Annotated in this window: 25 protein-coding genes; all 25 read left to right on the top strand. The window is 68.4% G+C overall.

Annotated elements, in window-relative coordinates:
• The first annotated feature begins 71 nt into the window (after positions 1-71).
• The 25 genes from ACYVG2_RS04545 (at position 72) to lgt (ending at position 24,859) form a co-directional block, all read left to right on the top strand.
• Positions 72-1,649, top strand: a complete 1,578-nt coding sequence (locus tag ACYVG2_RS04545; protein WP_460779870.1) for a Rieske 2Fe-2S domain-containing protein — start codon at positions 72-74, stop codon at positions 1,647-1,649.
• Positions 1,650-1,719: 70 nt separating this feature from the next.
• Positions 1,720-2,250, top strand: a complete 531-nt coding sequence (gene pyrR, locus ACYVG2_RS04540; protein ID WP_448965565.1) for a bifunctional pyr operon transcriptional regulator/uracil phosphoribosyltransferase PyrR — start codon at positions 1,720-1,722, stop codon at positions 2,248-2,250.
• Positions 2,247-3,212 (top strand): aspartate carbamoyltransferase catalytic subunit, encoded by a 966-nt coding sequence (locus ACYVG2_RS04535; RefSeq protein WP_460779869.1) that lies wholly within the window; start codon positions 2,247-2,249, stop codon positions 3,210-3,212. Before pyrR ends, ACYVG2_RS04535 begins: the two co-directional genes overlap by 4 nt.
• Complete coding sequence (locus ACYVG2_RS04530) at positions 3,212-4,513, top strand: dihydroorotase (RefSeq protein WP_460779868.1); 1,302 nt, start codon at positions 3,212-3,214, stop codon at positions 4,511-4,513. Before ACYVG2_RS04535 ends, ACYVG2_RS04530 begins: the two co-directional genes overlap by 1 nt.
• Positions 4,510-5,019 (top strand): PH-like domain-containing protein, encoded by a 510-nt coding sequence (locus ACYVG2_RS04525; RefSeq protein WP_460779866.1) that lies wholly within the window; start codon positions 4,510-4,512, stop codon positions 5,017-5,019. The genes ACYVG2_RS04530 and ACYVG2_RS04525 overlap by 4 nt, the downstream gene beginning before the upstream one ends.
• Entirely contained in the window at positions 5,016-6,158 is a 1,143-nt protein-coding gene (carA, locus tag ACYVG2_RS04520; RefSeq protein ID WP_460779865.1) for a glutamine-hydrolyzing carbamoyl-phosphate synthase small subunit, read from the top strand. The genes ACYVG2_RS04525 and carA overlap by 4 nt, the downstream gene beginning before the upstream one ends.
• On the top strand, positions 6,158-9,445 hold the full coding sequence (gene carB, locus ACYVG2_RS04515; protein WP_460779864.1) for a carbamoyl-phosphate synthase large subunit: 3,288 nt from the start codon (positions 6,158-6,160) through the stop codon (positions 9,443-9,445). The genes carA and carB overlap by 1 nt, the downstream gene beginning before the upstream one ends.
• Complete coding sequence (pyrF, locus tag ACYVG2_RS04510; RefSeq protein WP_460779862.1) at positions 9,442-10,287, top strand: orotidine-5'-phosphate decarboxylase; 846 nt, start codon at positions 9,442-9,444, stop codon at positions 10,285-10,287. Before carB ends, pyrF begins: the two co-directional genes overlap by 4 nt.
• On the top strand, positions 10,280-11,185 hold the full coding sequence (gene gmk / locus ACYVG2_RS04505) for a guanylate kinase (RefSeq protein ID WP_460779861.1): 906 nt from the start codon (positions 10,280-10,282) through the stop codon (positions 11,183-11,185). The genes pyrF and gmk overlap by 8 nt, the downstream gene beginning before the upstream one ends.
• A 65-nt stretch (positions 11,186-11,250) precedes the next feature.
• Entirely contained in the window at positions 11,251-11,508 is a 258-nt protein-coding gene (gene rpoZ, locus ACYVG2_RS04500; protein ID WP_033107065.1) for a DNA-directed RNA polymerase subunit omega, read from the top strand.
• Between the two features lie 14 nt (positions 11,509-11,522).
• Positions 11,523-12,719, top strand: a complete 1,197-nt coding sequence (gene metK / locus ACYVG2_RS04495) for a methionine adenosyltransferase (protein ID WP_460779860.1) — start codon at positions 11,523-11,525, stop codon at positions 12,717-12,719.
• 43 nt (positions 12,720-12,762) lie between these two features.
• Positions 12,763-14,703, top strand: coding sequence for a primosomal protein N' family DNA-binding protein (locus ACYVG2_RS04490; protein WP_460779859.1), 1,941 nt, complete (start codon positions 12,763-12,765; stop codon positions 14,701-14,703).
• 26 nt (positions 14,704-14,729) lie between these two features.
• Positions 14,730-15,665: a methionyl-tRNA formyltransferase gene (gene fmt / locus ACYVG2_RS04485; RefSeq protein WP_460779858.1), complete on the top strand. Its 936-nt coding sequence runs from the start codon at positions 14,730-14,732 to the stop codon at positions 15,663-15,665.
• Positions 15,662-17,131 (top strand): RsmB/NOP family class I SAM-dependent RNA methyltransferase, encoded by a 1,470-nt coding sequence (locus ACYVG2_RS04480; protein WP_460779857.1) that lies wholly within the window; start codon positions 15,662-15,664, stop codon positions 17,129-17,131. Before fmt ends, ACYVG2_RS04480 begins: the two co-directional genes overlap by 4 nt.
• Before the next feature lie 4 nt (positions 17,132-17,135).
• Entirely contained in the window at positions 17,136-17,816 is a 681-nt protein-coding gene (rpe, locus tag ACYVG2_RS04475) for a ribulose-phosphate 3-epimerase (protein ID WP_448965553.1), read from the top strand.
• Positions 17,813-18,076, top strand: a complete 264-nt coding sequence (locus ACYVG2_RS04470) for a phosphoribosyl-ATP diphosphatase (RefSeq protein ID WP_448965552.1) — start codon at positions 17,813-17,815, stop codon at positions 18,074-18,076. The genes rpe and ACYVG2_RS04470 overlap by 4 nt, the downstream gene beginning before the upstream one ends.
• Positions 18,077-18,113: 37 nt before the next feature.
• Entirely contained in the window at positions 18,114-18,953 is an 840-nt protein-coding gene (gene hisG, locus ACYVG2_RS04465; protein ID WP_460779856.1) for an ATP phosphoribosyltransferase, read from the top strand.
• 13 nt (positions 18,954-18,966) lie between these two features.
• Complete coding sequence (gene hisF, locus ACYVG2_RS04460) at positions 18,967-19,728, top strand: imidazole glycerol phosphate synthase subunit HisF (protein ID WP_448965550.1); 762 nt, start codon at positions 18,967-18,969, stop codon at positions 19,726-19,728.
• Positions 19,725-20,099 (top strand): phosphoribosyl-AMP cyclohydrolase, encoded by a 375-nt coding sequence (hisI, locus tag ACYVG2_RS04455; RefSeq protein WP_460779855.1) that lies wholly within the window; start codon positions 19,725-19,727, stop codon positions 20,097-20,099. The genes hisF and hisI overlap by 4 nt, the downstream gene beginning before the upstream one ends.
• Positions 20,096-20,686 (top strand): Trp biosynthesis-associated membrane protein, encoded by a 591-nt coding sequence (locus ACYVG2_RS04450; protein WP_460779854.1) that lies wholly within the window; start codon positions 20,096-20,098, stop codon positions 20,684-20,686. Before hisI ends, ACYVG2_RS04450 begins: the two co-directional genes overlap by 4 nt.
• A 47-nt stretch (positions 20,687-20,733) precedes the next feature.
• Positions 20,734-20,979: a DUF6704 family protein gene (locus ACYVG2_RS04445; RefSeq protein WP_448965547.1), complete on the top strand. Its 246-nt coding sequence runs from the start codon at positions 20,734-20,736 to the stop codon at positions 20,977-20,979.
• Positions 20,979-21,758 carry an indole-3-glycerol phosphate synthase TrpC gene (trpC, locus tag ACYVG2_RS04440; RefSeq protein ID WP_460779853.1) on the top strand — a complete coding sequence of 260 codons (780 nt, stop codon included), beginning with the start codon at positions 20,979-20,981 and terminating at the stop codon, positions 21,756-21,758. The genes ACYVG2_RS04445 and trpC overlap by 1 nt, the downstream gene beginning before the upstream one ends.
• Positions 21,755-23,023, top strand: a complete 1,269-nt coding sequence (gene trpB, locus ACYVG2_RS04435; protein ID WP_448965545.1) for a tryptophan synthase subunit beta — start codon at positions 21,755-21,757, stop codon at positions 23,021-23,023. Before trpC ends, trpB begins: the two co-directional genes overlap by 4 nt.
• On the top strand, positions 23,020-23,823 hold the full coding sequence (gene trpA / locus ACYVG2_RS04430) for a tryptophan synthase subunit alpha (protein ID WP_448965544.1): 804 nt from the start codon (positions 23,020-23,022) through the stop codon (positions 23,821-23,823). The genes trpB and trpA overlap by 4 nt, the downstream gene beginning before the upstream one ends.
• Before the next feature lie 10 nt (positions 23,824-23,833).
• Positions 23,834-24,859, top strand: a complete 1,026-nt coding sequence (gene lgt / locus ACYVG2_RS04425) for a prolipoprotein diacylglyceryl transferase (protein WP_460779852.1) — start codon at positions 23,834-23,836, stop codon at positions 24,857-24,859.
• Positions 24,860-24,946 lie beyond the last annotated feature (87 nt).

Below are 24,946 nucleotides of genomic sequence, written 5' to 3'. Positions count from 1 at the left end.
CCCGGCCGAGCCTCGGCGTGCGCTCAGTGGCCCCCGGGTACAATCGTGAGGTCAATCTCAGAAGGAGCGCAATGCGGATCACGGGGCTCGGCCACGCCGGAATGTTCATCGAGACGGTCGGCGGAAACATCATCTGCGACCCGGTCATGGGCCCTTCCTTCTACGGCTCCTGGTTCCCGTTCCCCGACAATCGCGGACTCGACTGGGAGAGGCTCGGCCGTGAGGCCGACTTCCTCTACATCTCGCACCGTCACCGCGATCACTTCGATCCCGCGCTTCTCGAGCGCTACATCCGCAAGGACATCGAAGTGCTGCTTCCCGACTATCCGATCGACGACCTCGAGAAGGACATCAGGGCGCTCGGGTACGAGAACATCACCTACGCACCCGCCGGTGAGGTCATCCGGCGCGGTGAGCTCAAGATCATGATCACCCCGCTGCGCGCCCCCAGCGACGGCCCGATCGGCGACTCCTCCCTCAGCGTCGACGACGGCACGGCATCCGTGCTCAACCAGAACGATTCGCATCCGCTGGATCTCGAGAAGCTGCTGAGCTTCGGCAAGCCCGACGCGTACTTCACGCAGACCTCCGGAGCGATCTGGTGGCCCATGGTCTACGACCTGCCGCAGGACGCGAAGCAGAACTTCGCCCGCCTCAAGCGCGAGGCGCAGAACAAGCGGGCGATGTTCTACATCGAGAAGGTCGACGCGCCGCACGTGTTCCCGATGGCCGGTCCGCCGATGTTCCTGCGCGACGAGCTGTTCAAGTACAACGGCTTCGGGCTCGACGACGACTCGATCTTCACGGATCAGAAGCAGTTCCTGGCGCATCTCGAGGAGCAGGCGCCGCAGTACGACGGTCAGCTGTTCGTGCCCGGCACGGTGGTCGAACTGGACCACGCCGACATGACGATCACTCAGACGCTCTACACGGATGCGGAGATCGCCCACATCTTCGACGACAAGTGGGAGTACCTCGAATCGCAGCGCGCGAGTCGGCAGCAGGAGATCCGCGACGAGGAAGCCTCTCGTGCCGAGATCATCCCGCCGGACGAGATGCTCGCCACGATCAAGGCGTGGTGGGAGCCGCTGCTCAAGAAGTCGCGCACCATCCGCCTCGGCGTCGGCGGCTGCGTGCGGTTCCGCATCGGCGACCTCGACATGGTGGTCGACTTCCCGCGGGCGAAAGTGCGCGAGTACGCGGGGGAGGAGTGCATCTACTGGTACACGATCCCCGCCGACCTGGTCTCGACCAACATCCGCGATCACGAGATCGACTGGTCGAACTCGATCTTCCTGTCGATGCAGTTCCACGTGGGCCGCAGCGGCAAGTTCAACGAGTTCCTGACGACATTCCTCAAGTGCCTCTCGGTCGACCGCATCGAGTACGTCGAGAACTGGTACTCGGAGCAGACCGATCAGACCGAGGACGCCGAGATCGGCGACTGGGTCGTGCAACGCCGTTGCCCTCACCTGCGCGCCGACCTCACCAAGACGGGCAAGGTCGACGAGGAAGGCGTCCTCACGTGCAGCATGCACGATTGGAAGTGGGACCTGAAGACCGGGAAGTGCCTCACAACCACCGGGCACCCGATCAGGGCGGCGAAGGCCGACGAGGTCACGGACGCGGCCCTTCGACTGGGCGCCTGAGGCGCACGCTAGACTGAATCCTGCAAGCAACCTTTAACACCGTCCAGAGAGGCGGAGAAGGGAGCGGTGGATGAGCGCACGCACTGTGCTGCACGAAGCCGATATCTCGCGGGCTCTGACCCGTATCGCGCACGAGATCCTGGAATCCAACCGCGGCGCCGACGACCTCGTCCTGCTGGGCATACCGACCAGGGGCGTCGCTCTCGCTCATCGTCTCGGCGCACTGATCAGCAGCATCTCGCAGACCTCGGTCGCGACCGGCTCGCTCGATGTGACGCTGTTCCGCGATGACCTCGCGAAACAGCCGACCAGGTCGCCGCACCCCACCGACATCCCCGCCGGCGGCATCGACGGCAAGACCGTCGTGCTCGTCGACGACGTGCTCTTCTCCGGGCGAAGCATCCGTGCCGCCCTCGACGCGATCCAATCGATCGGACGTCCGGCGATCGTGCGCCTGGCGATCCTCGTCGACCGCGGGCACCGTGAATTGCCCATCCGTCCCGACTTCGTCGGCAAGAACATCCCGTCATCCAGGCAGGAGCGCGTCAATGTGCGCCTGTTCGACTACGACGGCGCCGAGGAGGTGACGATCGGAGAATGAGACACCTCCTCGACACCCACACCCTCGATCGTGAGGGCGCCCTGCGCATCCTCGACGTCGCAGAGGACATTTCCGACACGCAGTCCCGCGAGAACCGGAAGCTGCCGACGCTGCGCGGCAAGACCGTGGTGAACCTGTTCTTCGAGGACTCGACGCGCACGCGCATCTCGTTCGAGGCCGCAGCCAAGCGGCTGTCCGCCGACGTCATCAACTTCGCCGCGAAGGGTTCCAGCGTCTCCAAGGGCGAGAGCCTCAAGGACACCGCGCAGACACTTCAGGCGATGGGAGCGGATGCCGTCGTCATCCGTCACCACGCCTCAGGCGCGCCGCGCACGCTCGCGACCAGCGGCTGGATCTCAGCCGGCGTGGTCAATGCGGGCGACGGCACGCACGAGCATCCGACCCAGGCGCTGCTCGACGCCTTCACCATTCGCAAGCGCCGATTCGGCGCCGACAGCCGGGGCCGTGATCTCTCCGGCACCCGTGTCGTGATCGTGGGCGACGTGCTGCACTCCAGGGTCGCGCGCTCGAACGTCTGGCTGCTCACGACGCTCGGCGCAGAGGTCACCCTGGTGTCGCCGCCGACGCTGGTGCCGCAGAACGTCTCGCAGTGGCCGGTCCGCGTGCTGTACGACCTCGACGAGGCACTAGCGGACGGTCCGGATGCCGTGATGATGCTGCGCATCCAGCTCGAACGCATGAACGCCGCGTATTTCCCGAGTGAGCGGGAGTATTCCCGGCGATGGGGGCTGGATGCGATGCGTGCAGCGACCCTTCCTGGCGATAGCATTGTGATGCACCCCGGACCCATGAATCGCGGCCTGGAGATCTCCGCCGAAGCCGCGGACTCGCCGCGCTCGACAGTGCTGGAACAGGTCACCAACGGAGTGTCAGTGCGCATGGCGGTGCTTTACCTGCTGCTGGCAGGAGAACGAGACGACGAACGAGGAGAAGGCAGTTGATGGACACCCTCGTGATCACCGGGGCGCAGCTTCTGGGAGACAGGGCCGCCGACATCGTGGTGGAGAACGGCGTCATCGCCGAGATCGGCACGGGGCTCAGCCGCACCGGCGCGCGCGTCATCGACGCGGACGGACTCGTGGCACTCCCTGGACTCGTCGACCTCCACACTCATCTGCGCGAGCCCGGCTATGAGGCATCCGAGACGATCCTCACGGGAACGCGCGCGGCCGCTGCCGGCGGCTTCACCGCCGTCTTCGCGATGCCGAACACCTCGCCGGTGGCCGACTCGGCCGGCGTCGTCGAGCAGGAGCTCGCGCTCGGCGAGGCCGCCGGCTATGCCACGGTGCAGCCCATCGGCGCCGTCACCGTAGGGCAGAAGGGCGAGCGGCTCGCAGAGCTGGGCGCGATGGCCACCTCGCGCGCCAAGGTGCGCGTCTTCAGCGACGACGGCTTCTGCGTCTTCGATCCGCTGATCATGCGCCGCGCCCTCGAGTACGTGAAGTCCTTCGGCGGTGTCATCGCGCAGCACGCGCAGGACCCCCGGCTGACCGAGGGCGCCCAGATGAATGAGGGCGTCGTCTCCGCGGAGCTGGGACTCGCCGGATGGCCGGCCGTGGCCGAGGAGTCGATCATCGCGCGCGATGTGCTCCTCGCCGAGCATGTCGGCTCCCGCCTGCACGTCTGCCACCTGTCCACAGCGGGCTCGGTCGACATCATCCGCTGGGCCAAGAAGCGGGGGATCGACGTGACCGCGGAGGTCACCCCGCACCACCTGCTGCTCACGGACGAACTGGTCCGCGGCTATGACGCGAAGTACAAGGTCAACCCGCCGCTTCGTCGCGAAGAGGATGTGCTCGCGGTCCGGGAGGGCCTCGCCGACGGCACGATCGACATCGTCGCCACCGACCACGCGCCGCACCCGAGCGAGAACAAGGCATGCGAGTGGCAGGCGGCCGCGAACGGGATGGTGGGTCTCGAGAGCGCTCTGCGCGTCGTGCACCAGTCGATGGTGCAGACCGGACTGATCGGGTGGTCGGACGTCGCGAGGGTCATGAGTGCGACGCCGGCGCGCATCGGTCTGCTCGACGGTCACGGCACCCCGCTCGAGGTGGGTCGGCCGGCGCACATCGCGCTGTACGACGCCTCGCGCGAAGGCACTTTCACCGCCGCCGACCTGCACGGACGCAGCCACAACTCGCCGTACCTCGGGCGTGACCTGCCAGGGCGCGTCGAGTGGACGATCCACGGAGGCGTCGTCACCGTCGCCGCAGGCGCCGTCGTCGAAGAGCTCACCGCATGAGCATGCGTGACATCGCGGTCGCCATCACGATCGTGGTGGCGGTGCTGATACTCCTGTCCATGTATCTCGCATGGCGACGACGTCTGCGCCGCGACGGCGTGCACACGGCCCCGCTGGGCGTTCCGGAGCACGCCGAGGTCCTCACCAGGCACGAGGTGCTGTACGTCTCGACCACTCGTCACGATCAGCCGCTCGAACGCCTGGCTCTCACGCCGCTCGCATATCGGGCCCGTGGCGAGGTGGCGGTGACGGATCGCGGCGCCGCCCTCTGCCTCGACGGCGCGCCGACCGTGTTCCTCGCCTCCGCGAAGCTCGTGCAGGTCGACCGCGCCACGGTCACGATCGATCGAGTGGTCGAGCCGAACGGTCTCGTGCGACTCGCCTGGAAGGTGTCCGACGACACGATCGTCGATTCCTACCTGCGCGTCACGACCGGCGACCCCCAGAACCTCATCTCAGAACTTCAGCGGCTCATCCCCGCGACAGACACAGGAGCCGAATCATGACACTCCCAGCCCCCGCCGTCCTCGTCCTCGAAGACGGCACCCGATACACCGGTCGCGCGTACGGCGCACAGGGCACGACGCTCGGCGAGGTCGTCTTCTCGACAGGCATGAGCGGGTACCAGGAGACGCTGACCGACCCCTCGTACGCCGGTCAGATCGTGCTGCAGACCGCACCCCACATCGGCAACACCGGCATGAACGACGAGGACACCGAGTCCCGGCGCATCTGGGTGTCCGGCTACATCGTCCGCGACCCCTCCCGCGTCGTGTCGAACTGGCGAGCGAACGCCTCGCTGGACGAGATCCTCGTCCGCGACGGCATCATCGGCATCAGCGGCATCGACACGCGTGCGGTCACCCGCCACATCCGCTCCGACGGTTCCATGCGAGGCGGCATCTTCTCCGGTCCGGATGCGGCGAAGGATGCTGACGAGCAGCTGCGGATCGTGCAGCAGGCACCCGAGATGAGCGGTCAGAACCTGTCCGCCCAGGTCTCGGTCGAGCTCGCCGAGGTCACGGCGGCGGTGGGGGAGCGCATCGGCAATCTCGCCGTGCTCGACCTCGGCGTGAAGCAGGCCACGATCGACAACCTGGCCGCCCGCGGCTTCGACGTGCACGTTCTGCCGCAGTCCGCCACGATCCAGGACATCCTCGCGGTAGAGCCGGTCGCTGTGTTCTACTCCAACGGTCCAGGTGACCCGGCCGCATCAGGCGACCACGTTGCGTTGCTGCGCGACGTGCTCGACCAGGGATTGCCCTTCTTCGGCATCTGCTTCGGCAACCAGCTGCTCGGGCGCGCGCTGGGTCTCGGCACCTACAAGCTGCCCTTCGGCCACCGCGGCATCAACCAGCCCGTGCTCGACAAGAGCACCGGCAAGGTCGAGATCACCGCGCACAACCACGGTTTCGCGGTCGAGGCGCCGCTGGATGGCGCCTTCGACAGCCCGAACGGCTACGGCAAGGTCGAGGTCAGTCACATCGGCCTCAACGACAACGTCGTCGAGGGCCTTCGCGCCCTCGACATCCCCGCGTTCTCGGTGCAGTACCACCCCGAAGCGGCCGCAGGCCCGCACGACGCCAACTACCTCTTCGACCGGTTCCGTGATCTGGTCATCGCCACCCAGGGAGACAAGAAGTAATGCCCAAGCGCGACGACATCAATTCCGTCCTCGTCATCGGATCCGGCCCGATCGTCATCGGCCAGGCCTGCGAGTTCGACTACTCCGGCACCCAGGCCTGCCGCGTGCTGCGCGAGGAGGGCGTGCGGGTCATCCTCGTCAACTCCAACCCCGCCACGATCATGACCGACCCGGACTTCGCCGATGCGACCTACATCGAGCCGATCACCTGGCAGGTCATCGAGACGATCATCGCGAAGGAGAAGCCCGACGCGATCCTTCCGACGCTGGGTGGCCAGACGGCGCTCAATGCCGCGATCGAGCTGCACAACCACGGCATCCTCGAGAAGTACGACGTCGAGCTGATCGGCGCGAGCTTCGAGGCCATCAACAAGGGCGAGGACCGCCAGATCTTCAAGCAGCTGGTGCTCGACGCCGGCGCCGACGTGGCGAAGAGCCGCATCGCGCACACGATGGACGAGGTGCTCGCCGCGGCGGACGAGCTCGGCTACCCGCTGGTGGTGCGTCCGAGCTTCACGATGGGTGGCCTCGGTTCCGGTTTCGCCTACGACGAGAAGGACCTCCGCCGTATGGCGGGAGCGGGTCTTCACGACTCGCCGACCAGCGAGGTGCTCCTGGAGGAGTCGATCCTCGGCTGGAAGGAGTACGAACTCGAGCTCATGCGCGATACCGCCGACAATACGGTCGTCGTCTGCTCGATCGAGAACGTCGACCCCGTCGGAGTGCACACCGGCGACTCCATCACGGTCGCGCCGGCGCTGACCCTCACCGACCGCGAGTACCAGAAACTCCGCGACATCGGCATCGACATCATCCGCGCCGTCGGCGTGGACACGGGCGGCTGCAACATCCAGTTCGCGATCGATCCGGCGGACGGTCGCATCATCGTGATCGAGATGAACCCGCGTGTCTCGCGCTCCAGTGCGCTGGCGTCGAAGGCCACCGGCTTCCCGATCGCGAAGCTGGCGGCGAAGCTCGCACTCGGCTATCGCCTTGACGAGATCCCGAACGACATCACCGGTGTCACACCTGCGAGCTTCGAGCCGACGCTCGACTACGTGGTCGTCAAGGTGCCGCGCTTCGCTTTCGAGAAGTTCCCGGCGGCGGATCCGACGCTGACCACGACCATGAAGTCGGTGGGCGAGGCGATGGCGATCGGCCGCAACTACGCCACCGCCCTGCAGAAGGCTCTCCGCTCGCTCGAGAAGCGCGGCTCCAGCTTCCACTGGGGCGAGGAGACGCGCACGGTGGACGAGCTGCTCGAGATCTCGAAGACCCCGACCGACGGACGCATCGTCGTGCTGCAGCAGGCGCTGCGCAAGGGCGCGACGATCGAGCAGGCATTCGACGCCACGGCCATCGATCCGTGGTTCCTCGACCAGATCGTGCTGATCAACGAGGTCGCAGAGACCGTGCGCACGGCCGACGAGCTGGACGCCGACACGCTCCGCTACGCCAAGGAGCACGGCTTCTCCGATGCGCAGCTGGCCGAGATCCGCGGCACGGGCGAGGTAGAGGTGCGCAGCGCCCGTCGCGGCCTCGGCATCCGCCCGGTGTACAAGACGGTCGACACGTGCGCGGGAGAGTTCCCCGCGCTCACGCCGTACCACTACTCGAGCTACGACTTCGAGACCGAGGTCGCACCCTCCGAGCGCACCAAGGTCGTCATCATCGGATCCGGCCCGAACCGCATCGGTCAGGGCGTCGAGTTCGACTACTCCTGCGTGCACGCGTCGTTCGCGCTGTCGGACGCCGGCTACGAGACCGTGATGGTCAACTGCAACCCCGAGACGGTCTCGACCGACTACGACACCTCGGACCGGCTGTACTTCGAACCGCTCACGCTCGAGGATGTCCTCGAGGTGCTCGACGCCGAAGCCGCGAGCGGCACGATCCTCGGTGTCGTCTGCCAGCTCGGCGGTCAGACCCCGCTCGGACTCGCCAAGGGCATCGAAGCGGCCGGCTACACCGTGCTCGGCACGAGCCCGGAGGCGATCGACATCGCCGAGGAGCGCGAGTTGTTCTCGCAGCTGCTGAACTCCGCCGGCCTCGTCGCCCCGCGTCATGGTACGGCGGTCGACGTCGAGGGCGCCGTCGCGATCGCCGAGGACATCGGCTACCCCGTGCTCGTGCGCCCGAGCTTCGTGCTCGGCGGACGCGGCATGGAGATCGTCTACGACACGCCGAGCCTGCGCGACTACTTCGTGCGCACCGCCGGCGAGGTCATCGTCGGACCAGGCACGCCGCTGCTCGTCGACAGATTCCTCGACGACGCGATCGAGCTCGACGTCGACGCCCTGTACGACGGCGACGAGCTGTACATCGGCGGAGTGATGGAGCACCTGGAGGAGGCGGGCATCCACTCCGGCGACTCCAGCTGCACGCTGCCTCCCATCTCGCTCGGACGCAGCGACATCGACCGCATCCGCATCGCGACCCTCGCGATCGCCGAGGGCGTGGGCGTGCGGGGCCTGCTGAACGTGCAGTTCGCGATCAGCGCCGGCGTGCTCTACGTGATCGAGGCGAACCCGCGCGCCAGCCGCACGGTGCCGTTCGTGTCGAAGGCGCTCGGCATCCCTCTCGCGAAGGCCGCGAGCCGCATCATGGTCGGTGCGACGATCGACGAGCTCAAGCGCGAGGGTCTGCTGCCGGTCTCCGACGGCTCCCGCGTGCCCCTGGGTGCGCCGGTCGCGGTCAAGGAGGCCGTCCTCCCGTTCAAGCGCTTCCGCACCAGGGACGGCAAGATCGTCGATTCCGTCCTCGGCCCTGAGATGCGTTCGACCGGCGAGGTCATGGGCATCGACAAGGACTTCCCGACCGCGTTCGCGAAGAGCCAGGCCGCAGCCTACGGCGGTATGCCGACGTCGGGAACGGTGTTCATCTCGGTCGCCGATGCCGACAAGCGCGCGGTGATCCTGCCGGCGCACCGTCTGCAGCAACTCGGGTTCCACCTGGTGGCCACCGAGGGCACCGCCGAGATCCTGTCGCGCAACGGCATCGCCGTCACCGTGGTGTCGAAGTACAGCGAGACACTCGACAGCGGCGAGCAGAACATCGTCGACCTCATCAACGCCGGTGAGATCGACATCATCGTGAACACCCCGTCGGGCGGGGCCGCGCGTGCGGACGGCTACGAGATCCGGGCCGCGGCCGTCGCCGCGGACAAGGCGCTGTTCACCACGATGGCTGTTCTCGGCGCCGCGGTGAGCGGTATGGACGCCGCGGACGAGGGCTTCGAGGTCAAGAGCCTGCAGGAGTACGCGATCGACCGGAAGGCCGCCCTGTGAGCGAACGCTTCGGGGAGCGGGTCAGGGCGGCGCTCAGCGCCCATGGACCCCTCTGCGTCGGCATCGATCCGCACCAGGGGCTGCTCGCCTCGTGGGGATTGGGCGACTCCGCGGCCGGTGTGCGCGAGTTCGGTCTGCGCACAGTGGATGCCGCGGCAGGACGAGTGGGGACCGTCAAGGCGCAGGTGTCGTTCTTCGAGCGATTCGGCTCGGCGGGATTCGCCGCCCTGGAAGATGTGCTCGCAGCTGCGCGCGCGGCCGGGCTGATCGTGATCGCCGACGCGAAGCGCGGTGACATCGGCACGACGATGGACGCGTACGCCGCCGCGTGGCTCACCGCAGGATCGTCCCTCGAGGCGGATGCGCTCACGGTGAGCCCCTTCCTCGGTGTCGGCGCTCTCGAGAGCACCTTCGCCCTCGCCGAGGATGCCGGCAAGGGCGTCTTCGTGCTCGCCGCGACCAGCAACCCGGAGGCGGCATCCGTGCAGCGCGCACGTGCGAGTGCCGATGCCACGGTGTCCGCGTCGGTCATCGACGAGGTCAGCGCCCGCAACGCGCTCTCGACGCCCGACGGGCAGTGGGCCAGTCTGGGGTTCGTGATCGGAGCGACCGTCGACTGGACGGATGCCGGGATCATCCCGTTCGCGCCGGCCGCTCCCATCCTCGGGCCCGGTTTCGGCGCACAGGGCGCCGGTCCCGCAGATCTTCCCGCCCGGTTCGGCGGACACGTCGCCACGGTGATCGCATCCGAGAGCCGCAGCATCCTGTCGGCAGGTCCTGACCGACTCGCCGCCACGATCGATGCGCGCGCAGCCGAGTACCGGGAGGCCCTGAATGTCTGAACGCCGTGTGCCAGAGGTCGACCGCGCCGCCGCGGCGCGACGTGCTGTCGAACGTCGTCGAGCGAGAGCCGCGCTCAAGCGCGACCTGACGATGCGCGTCGTCGCACCGCAGGACGTCGCCGCGCGCGCGTTCGACGATGCCGACTCCGTCGCAGGGTCCATGCGCATCACCGACTTCCTGCTCGCGCTGCCCGCGATCGGCGTCGGCAAGCGCGACCGCATCCTCGTCGAACTGGACATCTCACCGGTGAAGCGCCTCGGCGGCCTCGGCGTGCGCCAGCGGGTCAGCCTTCAGCGCTGGCTCGACGAGCGGTTCCCGGTGCAGGGGCCGCGTTCAGGACGAAGCCGTCTGCTGGTGCTGGCGGGCCCGACGGCCGTGGGCAAGGGCACTGTGGCCGCGCACATCCGCGAGAATCATCCGGAGATCCACCTGTCCATCTCGGCCACCACGCGTCCGCCGCGCCCCGGCGAGATCGACGGGGTGCACTACTTCTTCGTCGACGACGCCGAGTTCGACAGGCTCATCGCCGAAGACGCGCTGCTGGAGCACGCGATCGTGCACAACCGTTCGCGTTACGGCACGCCGCGCGCGCCGATCGACAAGGCTCTCGCCGAAGGCAAGACCGTGCTCCTCGAGATCGATCTGCAGGGAGCGCGGCAGGTGCGCACCGCCGAGCCCTCGGCCACACTCATCTTCCTGCTGCCGCCCTCATGGGACGAACTGGTCCACCGGCTGGTCGGCCGCGGCACCGAGGACGAGGAGGAACGGGCTCGCAGACTGCGCACCGCCAAGGTCGAATTGGCCGCCCAGAGCGAGTTCGATTACCGCATTGTGAACGAGGACGTCGCCACTGCCGCTCGCGAGGTCGTAGAATTGTCTGAGGCGACTGCGCGCTGAGGGTATTCGCGCGCCCGCCGTTTCGACTTCGCGACGAACCCGTCGCCTGATCTGGAGGTCCCACCATGGCCGGACACCACACCAAGGGCATCATCGACCCGCCGATCGACAACCTGCTCGACCGCGTCGAGTCGAAGTACGAACTGGTCATCTACGCGTCCAAGCGCGCGCGCCAGATCAACGACTACTACGCAGACCTCCACGAGGGCAACCTGTTCGACAACGTCGGACCGCTGGTGGACTCGTCTGTCGAGGACAAGCCGCTCACCATCGCGCTCCACGAGATCAACGAGGACAAGCTGCGCCTTCGCCACGCTGAGTGAAGGCGGCTTCCTCGATGAGCGCACTGCGCCTTTTCACCTCTGAATCCGTCACCGAGGGGCACCCCGACAAGATCTGCGATCAGATCTCGGACAGCATCCTCGACGGCCTGATCGCCCAGGACACCGGTTCCCGCGTCGCCGTGGAGACCCTCGTCACGACGGGACTCGTGCACGTCGCGGGTGAGATCCGCACCGAGGCGTACGTCGACATCCCCACGATCGTCCGTCAGGTCGTCAACGGGATCGGCTACACATCGAGTGAGACGGGCTTCGACGGCGACTCCTGCGGCGTCAGCGTCTCAGTGGGGGAGCAGTCGAGCGACATCGCGCACGGTGTCGACCAGGCTCAGGAGCAGCGCGACGGCAGTTCCGTCGATGAGCTCGACAGTCTCGGCGCCGGCGACCAGGGCATCATGTTCGGGTTCGCGACGATCGAGACGCCCGAACTCATGCCGATGGCCGGGCATACAGCGCATCGCATCGCGGAGCGCCTCACCGAAGTGCGACGCTCCGGCGAGCTGGCGTATCTGCGGCCCGACGGCAAGACGCAGGTGACGCTCGGCTACGAGGGCTTCACGCCCAAGACCGTCGATGCCGTCGTGCTCTCGACGCAGCATCACCCTGACATCTCGCAGGACGAGCTCAAGGAGCAGGTCAGGCGCCTCGTCATCGACCCTGTGCTCGAGGGCACAGGGCTCGAGATGCCGGCCGACGACCGCTACTTCATCAACCCCGCCGGCCCGTTCGTCACCGGTGGGCCGAAGGGCGACGCCGGTCTGACGGGCCGCAAGATCATCATCGACACCTACGGCGGCGCCGCACGGCACGGCGGAGGCGCATTCAGCGGCAAGGACCCGTCGAAGGTCGACCGCTCCGGCGCCTATGCCATGCGATGGGTGGCCAAGAACGCCGTCGCCGCCGGTCTCGCGGACCGGCTTGAAGTGCAGGTGGCGTACGCGATCGGCGTCGCTCGCCCCGTCGGCCTGTACGTCGAGACGTTCGGCACGGGCAAGGTCTCGAACGAGGTCATCACCGAAGCGATCCGCCAGGTGTTCGATCTGCGCCCGCAGGCGATCATCGAGCAGCTCGACCTGCTGCGCCCGATCTATCGCCAGACGGCCGCGTACGGCCACTTCGGGCGCGAACTCGCGGACTTCACCTGGGAGCGCACGGACCGCGCCGACGAGCTCCGCCGCGCAGCCGGACTCTGATGCGCGGGCGCGGGGCGCGGGTGCCCCTGCGCGGAGCCCGACCGTGAGCCGGCGCATCGCTCGGGTGCTCTTGGACTCCCCGCTGCCTCAGCTGGATCGCCTGTTCGACTACGCGCTGCCCGACGAGCTCGGCGACGTGCCGGTAGGCGTGCGCGTGCGCGTGCCGCTGCGCACCGCCGGTCGGATGATCGACGCGTACGTGGTCGAGGTGGCCGAGGAGGATGACGCCGAGCGGCCGCTCTCGACGGTCGAGACCGTCGTCTCCACCGCACCCGTGCTTCCGGAGCGTCTCTACCGACTCGCTCGACGGACGGCGGACCGCGCGGCGGGATCGGCGAGCGACATCCTCCGCCTCGTCATCCCCAAGCGGCAGGTGCGGGTCGAGAAGGCGTGGAAGCGCGATGCCGCGGCGCCGATGCCGGCCGCCGATGCGATCGAGCGCGCGGACGCCGTGCTCGCCGAGTACGACGCCCTCGCGGCCGTGCTCGATGACGGTGAGCGGGGCGCCGTCGAGGCGATACCCGGCATCCGCGACGGTGTGCTGCGATGGACAGAGCTTCTCGCCGCGGCTGCGACGCGGATGCTGGCCTCCGGACGCTCCGCCATCGTCGTCGTGCCTGATCACCGAGACCTCGACCGGCTGCTGACGACGCTGGAATCGTTCCTGCCCGCCGAGGCGATCGTGCGCCACGACTCCCGGCAGACGAACCCCGACCGCTATCGGGCCTTCCTGCGCACGCTCGACGACGCTCCCTGCGTCGTGGTCGGCAATCGATCCGCCGTGTACTCGCCGGTGCAGGCAGGCCTGGTCGCGATCTGGGATGACGGCGACCCGCTTCTCGGCGAGCCGCTCGCCCCGTACGTGCATTCGCGCGACGCCGCGCTGCTGCGACAGGAGCAGGAGGGCTCCGCGCTGATCCTGGCGGGGCACACCCGCACGACCGACGTCGAGCGGCTCGTGGCGCGCGGGTGGCTGAAGGATGTCCGGGCCGCACGCCGCGTACTGCCCAAGGTCGTGCTGAGCACTCCTCAGGAGATGGAGCAGCCCACGCAGCGCGTGCACTCCAGTGCGTTCGCGAGTGCGCGCAGGGCGACGGAGGAGGGCCCGGTGCTGGTGCAGGTGTCGCGCCCTGGGTTCTCACCGACGCTCGTCTGCGCCGACTGCCGTGCGCCGGCGCGCTGCGGACCGTGCGGCGGTCCCCTCGGGGCCAGGCACCGCGGGGCCGTGCCGGTGTGCGGATGGTGCGGACGATCTGCGCGCGCATGGACGTGCCCCGCGTGCTCTTCGACGAAGCTGCGCCTCGCCTCCTCCGGGAGCGAGCGGACAGCCGACGAGCTCGGGCGCGCCTTCCCCGGCGTGCGCGTGATCGTCGCGGACGGCGCTCACCCGGTCGAGCAGGTCTCGGACAAGCCGGCACTGGTTGTCGCGACGCGCGGAGCGGAGCCGATCGCCGACGGCGGCTACCGCGCCGTCGTGCTCCTCGACGGCTCCAGGATGCTGCAGGCACCCGATCTGCGCGTCGGCGAGTCATGTCTGCGGTGGTGGTCCAACGCCGCCGCTCTCGCGGCCCCTGGTGCTCCCGTGCATCTCGTCGGTGTGGACGGACCCGTTGGACGGGCGTTGGCGACGTGGAACCAGGCCGGGTACGCCCGCTCGGAGCTCGAGGAGCGCGCGCCGTTGCACATGCCTCCGGCCACCCGCGTCGCGCTGGTCGAAGGTCTCCCGGCATCCGTGGAGCGCGCCATGGCAGATCTTCGCGCGCTGCCGTTGCCGACGGACGCGATCCTCGGTCCCGTTCCCATCGAGAGCGACGAAGGGCGCGTGCGTGCCCTGGTGCGCTTCGAATACGCTGCGGGCAACGCCGTCGCGACGAGCCTTCGCGCCGCCGTCGTCGCGGAGGCCGTGAAGCGTCGCCGTGGCCGAGGGCAGAGCAACCGCAGCCCGCTCTCGCTTCGCCTCGATATCCTCGATCCTGAGCTGTGACACCCATTCCATCCGGAGAACATTTCATGCGACTCGTCTTCGCCGGCACACCCGCCGCCGCCATTCCCACACTGCGCGCACTCGCGCGATCCCACGAGATAGTGGCGGTCGTCACGCGACCGGATGCGCCACTGGGGCGCAAGCGCGTCCTGACGCCGTCTCCCGTCGCGCAGGCGGCGGCGGAGCTCGGGCTGCCCACCATCAAGGCCGCACGGCTGGACGACGAGGCCACCGGCCGGATCGCCGCGCTGCGGCCGGAGCTCGGCGTGATCGTCGCCTACGGAGGACTCGTCCGGGAGCCCCTGCTGTCGACCCCCGATCACGGTTGGATCAACCTGCACTTCTCACTCCTGCCGGCCTGGCGAGGCGCCGCACCCGTGCAGCGCGCACTCATGGCCGGAGATCCCGAGCTGGGCGCCAGCGTCTTCCGACTCGTCGCTGCGCTGGATGCCGGAGACGTGTTCGCCTCGCGGGTCGTGCCGATCCCGGCGGACGCCACGGCGGACAACGCGCTCGAGATCCTCGCGCAGGACGGCGCCGCTCTCACGGCGGACGTCGTCGCGGGCATCGCCGACGGCACCGCGGTCGCCGTGGCACAAGTGGGCGAGGTGTCGCTGGCGCCGAAGCTCACGATCGACGACGGCGTGCTGGACTGGACGCTTCCCGTCGAGGCGGTCTACGCGCGGTTCCGCGGAGTCACGCCGGAACCCGGTGCCCACACCACGGTCGCGGGGCTGCGGGTGAAGATCCTGGACGCGCGCCCGGCGGAGGACGCCGAGCTGTCGGCCGCGGGGGAGATCACCGCGACCAAGCAGTCGTTGCTGATCGGCACCGCGACGACGCCCCTGGAAGTGCGGCGCGTGCAGCCGGCGGGCAAGGCGGCGATGAGCGCGACCGACTGGTGGCGCGGATTCAGAGGCGCCGCGCTGAACGGCGACGACACGATCCGGGCCGGCGCATGAGCGATGAGAGACGCGCGCGGCCGCACACGGGGGCTCAGCGCCGCGGCGCCGCGCCCCGGCAGAACTCCGCGCGCAGTGCACGCAACGTGCAGCCGGCACGCAGGGTCGCCTATGACGTTCTGCGCGCGGTGAGCGGATCGGACGCGTACGCGAATCTGCTGCTGCCGACCGCGATCGCCGACGCCGCGCTGAACCCCCAGGATGCGGCTCTCGCCACCGAACTGACGTACGGCACGCTGCGTCGTCGTGGCACCTACGACGCGATCATCGCGTCGGCCGCTGGACGACCGATCGACGATATCGACGAGACCGTGCTCGATGCGCTGCGACTCGCGACGCATCAGCTGCTCGCGACCAGGGTCGCATCGCACGCGGCCGTCAACGAGTCGGTGAATCTCGTCGCAGCCGAAGCAGGAAGAGGACCGTCGGGGTTCGCGAACGCCGTCCTCCGTCGCATCTCGCGCGACACACCGGGGCAGTGGCAGGAGCGCATCGAGCGCGAAGCGCGCTCGGACGACGAACGCCTCGGTCTGCGAACCGCGCATCCGGTGTGGATCGTCCGCGCTCTGCGGCGCGCCCTGGCGGCAGAGGACAGGGAAGATGAGCTCGAAGCTCTGCTCGAGGCCGACAACGTGTCGCCGGAGGTCACTCTGGTCGCGCTGCCAGGCCTGTCCGAACGCGGCACTCCGGCCAGGCCGTACGCCGCGACAGCGTTCGGTTCGCCCGGCGGTGACCCGCACACCGTCGTCGACGCGTCCGGCGGCACGGTCCGCGTGCAGGATGAGGGGTCTCAGCTCGTCGCGCTCGCACTCGCCGGCGCCGCGCCGATCCGCGCGGGTGAGCAGTGGCTCGATCTGTGCGCCGGCCCAGGCGGCAAGACGGCGCTGCTCGCCGCGATCGCCCGGCAGCAGGACGTGACCCTCGAGGCGAACGAGGTCGTGCCGACGCGCGCCCGCCTGGTGCGCAACGCCCTGAAGGCAGTACCCGGTGAGGTCACCGTCCACGAAGAGGACGGCCGCGGTCTCACCGCCGCCAATCACGGACGTTACGACCGCATCCTTGTCGATGCGCCGTGCACCGGCCTCGGCGCACTGCGCAGGCGCCCTGAGGCGCGATGGCGCAAGACTCCGGCCGACGTCGCCGATCTCGTCCCGCTGCAGGAGGAGCTGCTCACCGGGGCGCTGGACGCGCTCGCGCCGGGAGGCATCGTCGCCTACGTCACATGCTCGCCGCACCTCGCCGAGACGTCGGGCGTGGTGTCGACGGTGGTGCGCGGTCGCGACGACGTGATCGAGCTGGATGCCGCGGCCGTGCTGTCGGCGCTCGCGCAGAGCCCCATCGACCTCGCATCCGACGGCAGCGGCAGGGTGCAGCTGTGGCCGCACCGCCACGGCACCGACGCCATGTTCCTCGCTCTGCTCCAGCGCTCGGACGAGGCGAAGACCACCACTGAGACGGGAGAATGATCACATGAGCCTTCCAGCGGCACCGCGCATCAACCCGAGCGTCCTGTCAGCCGACTTCGTCAACATGCAGGCGGATCTCGCCCGCATCCGGACCGCGGACTTCGCGCACATCGACGTCATGGACAACCATTTCGTGCCGAACCTGACATTCGGTCCGCAGATGGTCGAGCGCATCCAGGCGACGAGTCCGATACCGCTCGATGTGCATCTGATGATCACGGACCCTGATCGGTGGGCGCCCGGCTACGCCGAACTCGGCGTGGCCAGCGTCACCTTCCACCTGGAGGCCGCCGACGATCCTGTCGCGCTCGCCCGACGTCTGCGCTCGATCGGTGCGCGCGCCGGAGTGGCGCTCAAGCCGGGCACGGCGGGGGAGAGCCTTTACGAGCTGTTCGACGAGTTCGACCAGATACTCGTGATGACCGTCGAGCCGGGCTTCGGCGGCCAGAGCTTCATGACCGAGACCATGCCGAAGCTGCGTGCACTCTCCGACGAGGCGCGACGGCGCGGATCCGACGTCTGGTTCCAGGTCGACGGCGGCATCGCGGATGACACGATCGCGCAGGCCGCTGCAGCCGGCGCCGACACCTTCGTCGCAGGTTCCGCGGTCTACGGGGCCGCTGACGTCGAAGCCGCGATCGTCGGGCTTCGAGAGCGCGCGCGAGCCGCTAGCCTTGAAGCGTGAAGACTTTCGACGAGCTGTTCGCTGAGCTCAGCGTCAAAGCCGAGACCCGCCCCGCAGGTTCCGGCACGGTCGCAGAGCTCGACGCCGGCGTGCACACGATCGGGAAGAAGATCGTGGAGGAGGCCGCCGAAGTGTGGATGGCCTCCGAATACGAATCCGACGCCGAGGCGGCAGAAGAGATCTCCCAGCTGCTCTACCACGTGCAGGTGATGATGATCGCGAAGGGGCTGAGCCTCGAGGACGTGTACCGACATCTCTGATGCGCGCCGTCCTGTTCCTCTGATCTGAAAGCTCCCCATGCTGCGCATTGCCGTTCCCAACAAGGGCTCGCTCGCCGAGACCGCCGCCGAGATGCTCGCCGAAGCCGGATACGCCGGTCGCCGAGACTCCAAGACCCTGCACGTGATCGACGCCGGCAACGACGTCGAGTTCTTCTTCCTCCGCCCGCGCGACATCGCGATCTACGTCGCCTCCGGCGCCCTCGACGTCGGGATCACCGGCCGTGATCTGCTGCGCGACGCCCCCGAGCAGGCGCGCGAGGTGCAGCCACTCGGCTTCGCCCGCTCGACCTTCCGCTTCGCGGCGCCGGCCGGCCGCTACAGCACGATCGAGGATCTGGCCGGTGTGCGGGTCGCATCCGCGTACCCCGGCCTCGTCGACGCGTTCCTGCGTGAGCACGGCGTCGAGGCGACGCTCGTGCCGCTCGACGGCGCGGTGGAGTCCGCCGTGCAGCTCGGCGTCGCCGACGCGATCGCCGACGTCGTCGAGACCGGCACCACGCTCAGGCAGGCCGGCCTCGAGATCTTCGGACCGGTCATCATCGAGTCGGAGGCCGTGCTGATCAGCCGCCCAGGCGATGCCGAGGGCACCGAGCGGCTGCTGCGCCGGCTCCGGGGCGTCATCGTGGCCCGCCAGTACGTGCTGCTCGACTACGACCTTCCCGTCGAGCTGATCGACAAGGCGACGGCGATCGCATCCGGCCGTGAGTCGCCGACGATCTCGCCGCTGCAGGATCCGAAGTGGGTCGCGGTGCGCGTGATGCTGCCGCGCACCGGCATCAATCAGGTGATGGACGACCTGTACGCCATCGGAGCCCGCGCGCTCCTGGTCACCGCCATCCACGCCGCGAGATTGTGATCGGGGGATTCAGATGACTCTCACGAGTCGTGTCATCCCGTGCCTCGATGTCGCCGCAGGGCGCGTCGTCAAGGGGGTGAACTTCGAGAACCTGCGAGACATGGGCGATCCGGTCGAGCTGGCGGCGCACTACGCCGCCCAGGGTGCCGACGAGATCACCTTCCTCGATGTGACAGCCACGGTCGACGCGCGCGCCACCACGTACGACGTGGTGCAGCGCACCGCCGAGCACGTCTTCGTGCCGCTCACCGTCGGCGGGGGTGTGCGCAGCGTCGATGACGTCGCGAGGCTGCAGGGCGTCGGCGCCGACAAGGTGGGCGTGAACTCCGCGGCGATCGCCCGTCCCGAGCTCATCGGGGAGATCGCCGATCGTTTCGGCGCCCAGGTGCTGGTTCTCTCGCTCGACGTCAAACGCGCGCAGACCACGGCCTCCGGTTTCGTGGTCACGACGCACGGCGGTCGCACGGAGACGTCGCTCGATGCCGTGGAGTGGGCGCGGGAGGCGATCGAACGCGGAGCAGGCGAACTGCTCGTCAACTCGATCGACGCCGACGGCACACGTGACGGCTTCGACCTCGAACTCGTCCGTCTCATGCGGGAGGTGTCGTCCGTACCGGTCATCGCCTCCGGCGGTGCCGGTGACGTGAACGACTTCGCACCTGCGATCCACGCAGGAGCGGACGCGGTCCTCGCGGCGAGTGTGTTCCACTCGGGCGCGCTGACCGTCGGCGAGGTCAAGCAAGCGATGAGTGCAGAAGGGATCCTGGTGCGATGAGCGAGGTCGAGACACGGATCGCACAGGTGGCCTGGAACGCCGACGGACTCACCCCTGCGATCGTGCAGCAATGGGACACCCGCGAGGTGCTGATGCTCGCCTGGGTGGATGCCGAGGCGCTGCGCCGCACGCTCACCTCCGGTCGGGCGACGTACTGGTCGCGATCGCGCCAGGAGTACTGGCGCAAGGGCGACACCTCCGGGAACATCCAGCGCGTCCGCGAAGCGCGGCTGGACTGCGACGGCGACGCGATCCTGCTGCTGGTCGATCAGACCGGCCCCGCCTGCCACACCGGGACCCGTACGTGCTTCGACGCCGCTGATCTCGGGGCCGTCGACGGCGTGCTCGCCGCGGAGTCGGGAGCGCAATGACGTTCCTCCGCCGCGGGCGCAGCACAGCCGTCGTCGCATTCCTGCTCGCGGGCGGCATCGGCATCATCTCGTCCACGCAGACATGGTTGAGCGTCACCAGGGCGGACGCCGGAGAACCGATCCTGGTTCCCGGTGCCGATGCCCTGGCCCTGCTCGCCCCGTTGAGCCTCGCCGTCCTCGCCCTGGGAGCGGCGCTCTCACTGGTCGGACGGACTCTGCGTCATGTGTTCGCGACGCTGGCGCTGCTGGGCGGTGCGCTCCTGGCCTGGTGGACAGCGGAGATCGTGTTCACAGCGCCCGTGTCGGCGGTCGCCGCGACCGTCACGGAGACCACTGGACTCGCGGGCGGTACCGCGGTGACAGATGTCATCGCCTCCATCACCGTGACCTTCTGGCCGGTGCTGGCACTGATCGGGTGGGTGCTGCTGATCGTGGCAGCCGGGTTCACGCTCGTCACCGCGAACCGCTGGAAGACCGGAGGGAAGCGTTTCCGCACCGATACGGCCGCGCATGGCGAGACCGATGGCACCGTCGATGCGATCGATTCATGGGACGACCTGTCGCGCGGCACGGATCCGACCCGGTGACCCCGATAGACTGAATGCGCTTATCAACGACCGCTTCGGAGGAGACCATGACCAACCCGATCGCTGACCCCGGCCACGGACACTCACCTGCGGCGTGGACCGCTGTGGTGGTCATGCTGTTCGGCTTCACGCTGGGCACCGTCGCGTTCTGCCTCGCGGAGTTCAGCCCGATCTGGCCCCCCATCGTCTGGGTCTCGGTCGGCATCATCGTCGTCGGCATGCTGCTCGGCTGGATCCTGGCCAAGGCCGGCTACGGCGTGAAGGGCCCCAAGTACTCGCCGAAGGGGCACTAGTGGTTCTCGCCGACCTGACGGCCGGCGCAGTCGAAGACGCCGAACGCCGTGCGCGGACGCGCCCGCTCGCCGAGGTCGAACGCGCCGCCCTGGCGCGTCCAGCGGCCAAGGACGCACTCGCCGCGCTCGCCCCGTCCGAGCGCGTCAAGATCATCGCAGAGGTCAAGCGTGCGAGCCCCTCGCGCGGTGCCCTCGCCGACATCCCCGATCCCGCGCATCAGGCATCGCTCTACGAGACCGGTGGAGCATCCGCGATCAGCGTCCTCACCGAGGAACGACGATTCGGAGGCAGCCTCGCCGACCTCGAGGCAGTCACCGCACGTGTGTCGCTGCCCGTTCTGCGCAAGGACTTCATCGCCACGCCGTATCAGGTGCTGGAGGCACGTGCGGCGGGAGCCGACCTCGCGCTGCTGATCGTCGCCGGCCTCGAGCCCAAGGTGCTCCAGGAACTGTTCGTCCTCATCGGAGAGCTCGGGATGACCGCGCTCGTCGAGACGCACTCCGCGGATGAACTGGAGGCAGCGATCGATCTTGGTTCACGACTGATCGGCGTGAACGCCCGCGACCTGAAGACCCTCGAACTCGACCGCGACCTGTTCTGCAGGCTCGTCGACCGCATCCCGTCCGATGCCGTGAAGATCGCCGAGTCCGCGGTGCTGAGCCCCGCCGATGTCGCCCATTACCGTTCGGCGGGCGCCGATGTCGTCCTGATCGGCGAAGCGCTGGTCACCGGCGATCCGGTCGCCACGTTGAAGAGCTTCCTGGAGGTGGACGCATGAGTCTTCGAGACCAGCCGGGGCCGTTCTACGGCGAGTTCGGCGGCAGGTACATGCCGGAATCCCTCATCGCGGCGATCGACGAGCTCACCGTCGCGTACGAGGAGGCCATCGCGGATCCTGACTTCCGCGCGGAGCTCGCCGGCCTGCTCAGCTCCTACGCCGGCCGCCCGTCCGCACTCACCGAGGTTCAGCGGTTCGCTGCGCATGCAGGGGGCGCCCGGATCTTCCTGAAGCGCGAAGACCTCAACCATACCGGCAGCCACAAGATCAACAATGTCCTCGGGCAGGCTCTGCTCACGAAGCGCCTGGGCAAGACACGGGTCATCGCGGAGACCGGCGCGGGGCAGCACGGCGTCGCCACCGCGACCGCGGCCGCACTGTTCGGTCTGGACTGCACCATCTACATGGGCGAGGTCGACACCGAGCGTCAGGCACTGAACGTCGCCCGCATGCGGTTGCTCGGCGCAGAGGTCGTTCCGGTGACCACCGGCTCGCGCACGCTGAAGGACGCGATCAACGACGCGTACCGCGACTGGGTGGCCACGGTCGAGAGCACCAACTACATCTTCGGAACAGCCGCCGGCCCTCATCCGTTCCCCGCGATGGTGCGCGACTTCCAGAAGATCATCGGTGAAGAGGCCCGTCAGCAATTGCTCGACGAGACCGGACGGCTTCCGGACGCGGTCATCGCGTGCGTCGGCGGAGGATCCAACGCGATCGGGATGTTCGATGCGTTCCTCGACGATGCCGACGTGAAACTGTACGGAGTGGAGGCGGCCGGCGACGGCGTCGACACCGAGCAGCACGCCGCGTCGATCGAGCGCGGCCGCCCCGGGGTTCTGCACGGTGCGAAGACGTACGTCCTCCAGGACGAGGACGGCCAGACCATCGAGTCGCATTCGATCTCGGCAGGACTCGACTATCCCGGCGTCGGGCCCGAGCACTCCTGGCTCGCCGACATCGGCAGGGCCGACTACATACCCGCCACGGATGACGAGGCCATGCAGGCGCTGCGCCTGCTGAGCCGTACCGAGGGGATCATCCCCGCGATCGAGTCCGCTCACGCACTCGCCGGCGCATTGCGCATCGGCCGCGAGATGGGGCCGGGAGCCATCCTCGCTGTGTGCCTGTCCGGCCGTGGGGACAAGGACATGGACACGGCAGCGCGCTACTTCGATCTCTACGACCGGGAGGCGGCCGAACGCGATGCCGCCGACAAGGACGCCGTGACACAGGCGGCAGCGGATGCGGGGACTGCGCGATGAGCCGCGTCGAAGCCGCGATCCAGAAGGCGCACGATGAGGGCCGTGGTGCCTTCATCGGCTATCTGCCCGTGGGGTTCCCCGATCTGCAGACCAGCATCCAGGCTGCGATCACGCTCGCCGAGAACGGCGTCGACGTCATCGAACTCGGGCCGCCATACAGCGACCCGGTGATGGACGGCCTGGTGATCCAGGAGGCCACCCAGGCGGCCCTCGCCGCGGGTTTCCGCATGCGCGACCTGTTCACGGCGGTTCGGGAGATCACTGCGGCCACCGACGTCCCGGTCGTCGTCATGACGTACTGGAATCCCGTGATGCAGTACGGGGTCGACCGCTACGCCGATGACCTGCTCGCCGCCGGCGGTGCTGGTCTCATCACACCGGACATCACCCCGGATGCCGCCGAGGACTGGATCGCCGCCAGCGAGCGCACCGGACTCGACCGCATCTTCCTCGCCGCGCCCACCTCCACCGACGAGCGCCTCGACCTCGTCGTGGCATCCTCCACCGGGTTCGTCTACACCGTCTCCACGATGGGAATCACGGGGGAGCGCGCCGAGCTCGACAAGGCCGCGCGCACCCTGGTCTCGCGCCTGCGTGAGCGCGGTGCCGTGCGCGCGTGCGTCGGAATCGGCATCTCCACCGCCGAGCAGATCGCCGGCATCACCGAGTACGCCGACGGCGCCATCGTCGGCACCGCCCTGGTGCGCGCGCTCCGCGACGGAGGCCTCGAGGCCCTCGCCGCCGTCACAAAGTCCCTTGCCGCAGGCACGCCGTCGGCAGCCACCTCACACGAGAACTAGAATCGCACTCATGTCCCTCGCGCTTCACACCGCCATCAGCGGCGTGCTCACCAGCATCCCGAGCCCTCCCGTCAGCTACATCGACCTCGGGCCGCTGCGGATCCACTTCTACGCGCTCTGCATCATCGCCGGCATCATCGCGGCCACGCTGCTGACCAATCACCGCCTGACCAAGCGCGGGGCGGAGCCGTGGGTCGTCATCGACATCGCGATCCTCGCCGTGCCGCTCGCGATCATCGGCGCACGCATCTTCCACGTGCTCACGCACCCGAACTTCTACTTCGGCGAGGGCAAGAACACCTGGAACCCCTTCGAGCCGGGCTCTGTCTGGGCGATCTGGGAGGGCGGCATCGCCATCTTCGGCGCCCTCATCGGCGGCGCCGTCGGTGCGTATCTCGGCTGCAAGTGGACCGGCATCCGATTCTGGACCTTCGCCGACGCCCTGGCACCAGGACTGCTGCTGGCGCAGGCATTGGGCCGCTTCGGAAACTGGTTCAACCACGAGCTGTTCGGTCTTCCCACCGATCTGCCGTGGGGCCTGGAGATCGAATCCGACAACGTCGCCTTCCCCCCAGGGCTCGCAGAGGGCACCCTGTTCCACCCGACGTTCCTCTACGAGGTCGTCTGGAACAGCCTCGGCGTGCTCTTCCTGCTCTGGATCGGCCGTCGACTGCAGCTGCAGTGGGGCAAGCTCTTCGCCGTGTACCTCATCTGGTACAGCGCCGGTCGCGTGGTCTGGGAATCGATCCGCATCGATCCGAGCGAGATCTACTTCGGACTGCGCAGCAACGTGTGGGCATCGATCCTCGGCATCGTCGTCGGCATCGTCATCCTCATCGTGCAGACCCGCAGGCACACCGGACGCGAGGCCGGTCCGTACGCGCCAGGGCGCACGCGGAAGGACTCCGACGCTGATGTAGAATCGCAGGACATCACCGACGACTTCGTAGACGTGAGCGCGCCTCCGGTCGAAGTCGCCGCCGGAGCCACCGCCACAAGCACCGCTGCTCCCGCGAGTGAGGACAGCTCCCGATAAGCCTCCTCATCGAGTGAGGAATCCATTGCATTGAACGAGCGGGCCGACGTCGTCCCCGGTGTCACGTGATTACCTGAGGACGGTAAC

The organism is Microbacterium shaanxiense, from assembly GCF_054779995.1.
The sequence above is the reverse complement of the archived record's forward strand: the minus strand, read 5'-3'. Positions and strand labels throughout refer to the sequence as shown.

Coding starts and splice junctions, on each gene's coding strand:
- ACYVG2_RS04450 (WP_460779854.1), top strand. CDS start 20,096: ATGACGTTCCTCCGCCGCGGGCGCAGCACAGCCGTCGTCGCATTCCTG.
- fmt (WP_460779858.1), top strand. CDS start 14,730: ATGCGACTCGTCTTCGCCGGCACACCCGCCGCCGCCATTCCCACACTG.
- ACYVG2_RS04480 (WP_460779857.1), top strand. CDS start 15,662: ATGAGCGATGAGAGACGCGCGCGGCCGCACACGGGGGCTCAGCGCCGC.
- rpe (WP_448965553.1), top strand. CDS start 17,136: ATGAGCCTTCCAGCGGCACCGCGCATCAACCCGAGCGTCCTGTCAGCC.
- ACYVG2_RS04445 (WP_448965547.1), top strand. CDS start 20,734: ATGACCAACCCGATCGCTGACCCCGGCCACGGACACTCACCTGCGGCG.
- hisG (WP_460779856.1), top strand. CDS start 18,114: ATGCTGCGCATTGCCGTTCCCAACAAGGGCTCGCTCGCCGAGACCGCC.
- metK (WP_460779860.1), top strand. CDS start 11,523: ATGAGCGCACTGCGCCTTTTCACCTCTGAATCCGTCACCGAGGGGCAC.
- ACYVG2_RS04545 (WP_460779870.1), top strand. CDS start 72: ATGCGGATCACGGGGCTCGGCCACGCCGGAATGTTCATCGAGACGGTC.
- ACYVG2_RS04535 (WP_460779869.1), top strand. CDS start 2,247: ATGAGACACCTCCTCGACACCCACACCCTCGATCGTGAGGGCGCCCTG.
- carB (WP_460779864.1), top strand. CDS start 6,158: ATGCCCAAGCGCGACGACATCAATTCCGTCCTCGTCATCGGATCCGGC.
- gmk (WP_460779861.1), top strand. CDS start 10,280: ATGTCTGAACGCCGTGTGCCAGAGGTCGACCGCGCCGCCGCGGCGCGA.
- trpB (WP_448965545.1), top strand. CDS start 21,755: ATGAGTCTTCGAGACCAGCCGGGGCCGTTCTACGGCGAGTTCGGCGGC.
- lgt (WP_460779852.1), top strand. CDS start 23,834: ATGTCCCTCGCGCTTCACACCGCCATCAGCGGCGTGCTCACCAGCATC.
- carA (WP_460779865.1), top strand. CDS start 5,016: ATGACACTCCCAGCCCCCGCCGTCCTCGTCCTCGAAGACGGCACCCGA.
- ACYVG2_RS04530 (WP_460779868.1), top strand. CDS start 3,212: ATGGACACCCTCGTGATCACCGGGGCGCAGCTTCTGGGAGACAGGGCC.
- rpoZ (WP_033107065.1), top strand. CDS start 11,251: ATGGCCGGACACCACACCAAGGGCATCATCGACCCGCCGATCGACAAC.
- hisI (WP_460779855.1), top strand. CDS start 19,725: ATGAGCGAGGTCGAGACACGGATCGCACAGGTGGCCTGGAACGCCGAC.
- trpA (WP_448965544.1), top strand. CDS start 23,020: ATGAGCCGCGTCGAAGCCGCGATCCAGAAGGCGCACGATGAGGGCCGT.
- ACYVG2_RS04525 (WP_460779866.1), top strand. CDS start 4,510: ATGAGCATGCGTGACATCGCGGTCGCCATCACGATCGTGGTGGCGGTG.
- hisF (WP_448965550.1), top strand. CDS start 18,967: ATGACTCTCACGAGTCGTGTCATCCCGTGCCTCGATGTCGCCGCAGGG.
- pyrR (WP_448965565.1), top strand. CDS start 1,720: ATGAGCGCACGCACTGTGCTGCACGAAGCCGATATCTCGCGGGCTCTG.